We start from the raw sequence: 4,893 nt of genomic DNA on the forward strand, positions 1-4,893 counted from the left end.
CGGGAGTCGCGGCCCATCATTCGGTCTCTCGCCGATAAATGTCGTCATGGGGATGAAGGCGCCGATTGAACGCTCTTCACACCTTCATCCTACACGGCTTTGCCGTTTCTCTCCCACGAACCTCCCTCCAGCCCCGCTTGACGCCTCATACGAAAAGGCCAACGCCACTCGACGCCTAGTGTAAATTAATGAAACAAAGATGTATCGTTTTGTTTCTTTGCCTGGCACGGTGTCGTCGTTGTGCGGCTAGCCGGCCGGCAACCATCGGGCAATCCCGCCCACCCCAAGGAGAAGACCCCATGAAACTCGTCACCCTCAAGCACGGCTACGACCTGAGCGCCATGCTCGCCGAGCCGCTGTGCCTGGATGAACACGGCGACGTCGAGCAGATGGGCGAGTGCCCGATGGCCCAGGGCGGCGCCTTCAACGACGCAGAGAGCATGGCCGACCGGCTGCGCTACTACGCACCGCTGACCGACGACTTCCTGTCACGCCCCGACGTCCGGGCCTTCGTGCGCGCCTGGGCCAGCCTCTTCGGCATCGGCCCGCGCGAGCCGATCCTGATGCAGATCACCGGGGTCCGCGGCGAGGGTCAGGTGGATCCGCTGCAGGGCCAGGGGATCCATGCCGACGGCTGCAAGGCGCTCAGCATCCTGGTCATGAACCGCGAGAACGTCAGCGGTGCCGAGAGCCACCTCTATGCCGACAAGGCCGGCACCCGGCCGCTGGCCGATGTCACCCTGGCGCCGGGCGACATCCTGCACCTGCGCGACGATCGCCTCTTCCACAGCGTCGACGGCATCGACCAGCGCGACCCCGGCGCCCCCTTCGAGCGCTTCATCATCATCATCAACAGCCGCTTCGTCGACGCCTTCCAGAACCGCATGCTCCGGCGCCACTTCCCCGACGCCGTGCTCAACGAGACTCGCTGAGCCACTGCCGGCGCCGCCGGCCAGACTTCCGAAAAAAACGACCCCCCGGGCCGGGGCCCGGGGGGTCGTCATGCTGCCTGTGCGAGGCTTACTGGCGCACGCCCTCGAAGGTGACGTAGAGCTCCAGCTCGTGCATCACCTCGGGGAAGTCGCTCATGTCGATGCCGAACTCCTCCAGGGTCAGCATGGTGCTGCCCTCGAAACCGGCACGGTAGGCACCCCAGGGATCCTCGCCGGCACCCATCAGGGTCACCGGCATCTCGATCTCGCGGGTCTCGCCCTTGAGTGTCAGGTCGCCGGTCAGCACGCCTTCGTTGTCGCCGTTGGGCGTGAAGCCGGTGGAGACGAAGGTGGCGGTGGGATAGGAGCCGGCGCTGAGGAAGTCATCGCTCAGGAAGTGGCGATCGCGCTCGGCGTGGTTGCTGTTCAGGCTGGTGACGTCGACCTCCATCTCGACGCTCGCGGCCTCGAGGTTGTCGGGGTCGTAGTGGAACTGCCCCTCGAAGGTCTCGAAGTTGCCGAGGATATAAGAGTAGCCCAGGTGGTTGATCTTGAACTGGATGAAGGCGTGCTGGCCTTCGGTGTCCACCACGTAGTCGGCGGCCTGGGCCTGGCTCACTCCCACCAGGGCGGCGGTACCGAGGGCGACGGCGAGTGCGGTCTTCTTGAACATGGCGTTCTCCTTGGCAGATTGACGTTCAGGGGTGACGGTTGTGGCTCGCGGGGCGAGACGCTGGGGCAGGCTCCCTCGCGGGACGACGGGAGCGCGCCGGATTGAGCATGCGGGTCAGGGTGTCCTGGCGCTCCAGGAAGTGGTGCTTGAGGGCGGCGAGCAGGTGGCCGCCGGCCAGTATCATCAGGGCGATGGCGGCATACCAGTGGATCTCTCCGGCGATGCTCTCCTGGTTGGGCAGGCGGCTGATCAGCGCCGGCACCTCGAACCAGTCGAACACCCTGATGCCGCGTCCGCGGGCGGTGGAGATCAGGTAGCCGCTGACCATCACCACCAGCAGCAGCACATAGAGCAGCACGTGCCCCAGGTGGGCGGCGAGGTGCTCCAGCCGGCCGCCGTGGGCCACCGGCGTCGGATTGATGAAGCGCCACGCCAGGCGCAGCAGGGTCGCGAAGAGCAGCAGCATCCCCAGGGAGCGATGCCACCAGGGCGCCAGGTTGTACCAGGGATCGAAATACCCCAGCCCGGTCATCCACCAGCCCAGCACGAAGAGCCCGACGATGGTCAGGGCGCTGAGCCAGTGCAGGGTGATGCTGACGATGCCCCAGCCGGTACGGGTATTGCGCCACATGGGGTGGAATCCTCACGCCTGGTCGAAAGTCGCAATAGCTTACCGCAGTGCATCATCGGCATCCGCTGAAAAAAGACGAACCAACCTTTCGGAAAAACCGTTAGGGAAGCGCTGATCTGCGTCGCGAGCGATGAGAGGCTGGCCGCCGCCGGAGTGGAGCAACCGGAGTTGACTGGGTGTTCAATGAGGATTGTGACGGTCCGACGTTCGGCACCGCCGGCGGCCAGGATATCGAGCGCAGCAGTAAATCAGCGTTTCCTTAGCTGGCTAGCGCCTCCAGCAGCAGACGAGCGGTGGGCGCACTGGAGGCGGGGTTCTGGCCGGTCACCAGCAGGCCATCGCGGACCTGGAAGGGCGCGAAGTCCTCGGTGCTGCGCTGGTAGTCACCGCCCTGCCCCTTCAGGGCATCCTCGAGCAGGTGCGGCACCGCCTCGACCAGGCCTACGGCCTCCTCCTCGCTGTTGGCGAAGCCGGTGACGCGTCGCCCCTTGACCAGCGGCTCGCCCTCCGGGGTGCGGGCCTGGAGCAGCACCGTGGGGCCATGGCAGACCGCGCCCACCGGTCGGTTGGCGGCCAGGAAGCCCTCGATCAGGCGCTTCACGTCGGCATTCTCGGTGAGGTCCCAGAGCGGACCGTGGCCGCCCGGGAAGAAGAGTGCATCGAAGTCGCCCACCTCGACCTCGGCGAGGGGCCGGGTGTCGGCCAGCTGTCTCTTGGCCGCGTCATCCGCCTCGAAGCGCCGGGTCTCCTCGGTGAGCGCCTCCTCGGCCTGGGAGTTGGGGTCTACCGGGGGCTGGCCGCCGGCGGGCGAGGCCAGGGTGATCTCGGCGCCGGCATCCTTGAAGACGTAGTAGGGGGCGGCGAACTCCTCGAGCCAGAAGCCGGTGGGGTGGCCGGTATCGCCCAGGCGGTTGTGAGAGGTCAGTACCATCAGGATCTTCATCGTGACTCTCCTCGGGGAACAGTGAAGGCGTGCCCTGCTGTGATGGCGATGCCCGGCGAGAGTTCAAGGGGATGGCGATAAGGGAGGGCTTTCTCCTTTGCCAGATATCCCGCCGCTGCTATGCTGGGGATATACAGTTAGGATATACCTCAAGGAGACAGGCGATGAAACAAGCCTCCGTGTTCAAGAGCAACCAGAGCCAAGCGGTACGGCTCCCCAAGTCCGTGGCACTACCGGATGACGTCAAGCGGGTCGATGTTATCGCCATTGGCAGGACGCGGATCATTGCGCCCGCAGGAGAGTCCTGGGACAGCTGGTTCGAGGGAGATGGGGTCACGTCTGATTTCATGAGCGAGCGAGAGCAGCCGGATGATCAGACGCGAGAGCCATTCTGATGCTGAAGTACATGCTGGATACCAACATCTGCATCTTCACCATCAAGAATCGACCTCAGCAGGTGAGAGACGCCTTCAAGCGCCATCATGCCCAGCTCTGCATCAGCACCATTACCCTGATGGAACTGATCTATGGTGCGGAAAAATCGGCTGCACCGGAAAGAAACCTGAAAGTGATCGAGGGATTTGCCGCGCGGCTCGAGGTGCTTTGCTACGACAACGAAGCCGCCGCCCATAGCGGTCAGCTGAGAGCCGAGCTGGCCAGAATCGGACAGCCGATCGGACCCTACGACCAGATGATTGCCGGCCATGCGCGTTCACGGGGGCTGGTGTTGGTGACCCACAACCTTCGCGAATTTTGCAGAGTGCCGGGGTTGCGCGTGGAAGACTGGGTAACGCCCGAGCCGAAACCGTGACATCTACGCCCGCCCCGCCTTGGGCGGGACGGGCGTCGAGGAAGGGCCTGGGCGCCAGCTAGACCAGGGCGTCGAGGCCCCGGGCCAGGTCGGCGCGGATATCCTCGATGGCCTCCAGGCCCACCGCCACGCGGATCAGGTTGTCGCTGATGCCGGCGATGGCCTTCTGGTCGTCGCTGAGGCGGCCGTGGGTGGTGGTGGCCGGGTGGGTGATGGTGGTCTTCACATCGCCCAGGTTGCCGGTGATGGAGAGCAGCCGGGTGGCGTCGATCACCGACCAGGCCGCCTCGCGACCGCCCTTCACCTCCGAGCCCTTGACTTCAAAACCCAGCACCGCGCCGAAGCCCTGCTGCTGGCGGGCGGCGAGCGCATGCTGCGGGTGGCTCGCCAGGCCGCTGTAGTGGACCCGAGCCACCGCCGGATGGGCCTCGAGCCACTCGGCCAGGGCCAGGGCGTTGTGGCAGTGGGCGCGCATGCGCAGGCTGAGGGTCTCGAGCCCCTTGGTGAAGATCCAGGCGTTGAAGGGGCTCAGGCAGGGGCCGCAGGTGCGCACCACGCCGAACACCTCCTCCAGCTCCTGGTCGCGCCCCACCACGGCCCCGCCGATCGCCCGGCCCTGGCCGTCCAGGTACTTGGTGGCGGAGTGGATCACCAGGTCCGCCCCCAGGGCCAGGGGACGCTGCAGCGCCGGGGTCAGGAAGCAGTTGTCGATGGCCAGCAGCGCGTCATGGCGATGGGCGATCTCGGCGAGCGCCGCGATATCCACCACCTCGGAGAGGGGATTCGACGGCGTCTCGGCGAACAGCAGCCGCGTGGCCGGCGTCATCGCCGCCTCCCAGGCGGCGAGGTCGGCGAGCTCCACGTAGCGGGTGGTGATGCCCAGCTTGCCCAGGTACTTGTCGA

7 protein-coding genes are annotated in these 4,893 nt (G+C 65.8%); 3 read left to right on the plus strand and 4 right to left on the minus strand.

The features are described 5' to 3' along the window. Positions 1-299 precede the first annotated feature (299 nt). Positions 300-932 carry a 2OG-Fe dioxygenase family protein gene (locus J5F18_RS13190; RefSeq protein WP_346299067.1) on the plus strand — a complete coding sequence of 211 codons (633 nt, stop codon included), beginning with the start codon at positions 300-302 and terminating at the stop codon, positions 930-932. An 88-nt stretch (positions 933-1,020) separates the two neighbouring features. Here the strand turns inward: J5F18_RS13190 and J5F18_RS13195 are convergent, their stop codons facing one another. From J5F18_RS13195 to J5F18_RS13205, 3 genes are all read right to left on the minus strand, one after another. After that, on the minus strand, positions 1,021-1,605 hold the full coding sequence (locus tag J5F18_RS13195; RefSeq protein WP_346299068.1) for a YceI family protein: 585 nt from the start codon (positions 1,603-1,605) through the stop codon (positions 1,021-1,023). A gap of 25 nt (positions 1,606-1,630) precedes the next feature. Further along, the gene (locus J5F18_RS13200) at positions 1,631-2,236 is read right to left on the minus strand and encodes a cytochrome b (RefSeq protein WP_346299069.1); all 606 of its coding nucleotides are present in this window, start codon (positions 2,234-2,236) and stop codon (positions 1,631-1,633) included. A gap of 259 nt (positions 2,237-2,495) precedes the next feature. Further along, positions 2,496-3,179: a type 1 glutamine amidotransferase domain-containing protein gene (locus tag J5F18_RS13205; protein ID WP_346299070.1), complete on the minus strand. Its 684-nt coding sequence runs from the start codon at positions 3,177-3,179 to the stop codon at positions 2,496-2,498. 164 nt (positions 3,180-3,343) lie between these two features. Between J5F18_RS13205 and vapB the strand changes: the two genes are divergently transcribed. Continuing rightward, the gene (vapB, locus tag J5F18_RS13210) at positions 3,344-3,574 is read left to right on the plus strand and encodes a type II toxin-antitoxin system VapB family antitoxin (RefSeq protein WP_346299071.1); all 231 of its coding nucleotides are present in this window, start codon (positions 3,344-3,346) and stop codon (positions 3,572-3,574) included. Next, positions 3,574-3,990 carry a tRNA(fMet)-specific endonuclease VapC gene (gene vapC, locus J5F18_RS13215; RefSeq protein WP_346299072.1) on the plus strand — a complete coding sequence of 139 codons (417 nt, stop codon included), beginning with the start codon at positions 3,574-3,576 and terminating at the stop codon, positions 3,988-3,990. Before vapB ends, vapC begins: the two co-directional genes overlap by 1 nt. A gap of 58 nt (positions 3,991-4,048) precedes the next feature. On the opposite strand, the gene J5F18_RS13220 is transcribed toward vapC, so the two are convergent. Next, positions 4,049-4,893: PLP-dependent transferase (locus J5F18_RS13220; protein WP_346299073.1), on the minus strand; the 845-nt coding region annotated here is incomplete at its 5' end.

The organism is Halomonas sp. BM-2019 (assembly GCF_017584085.1).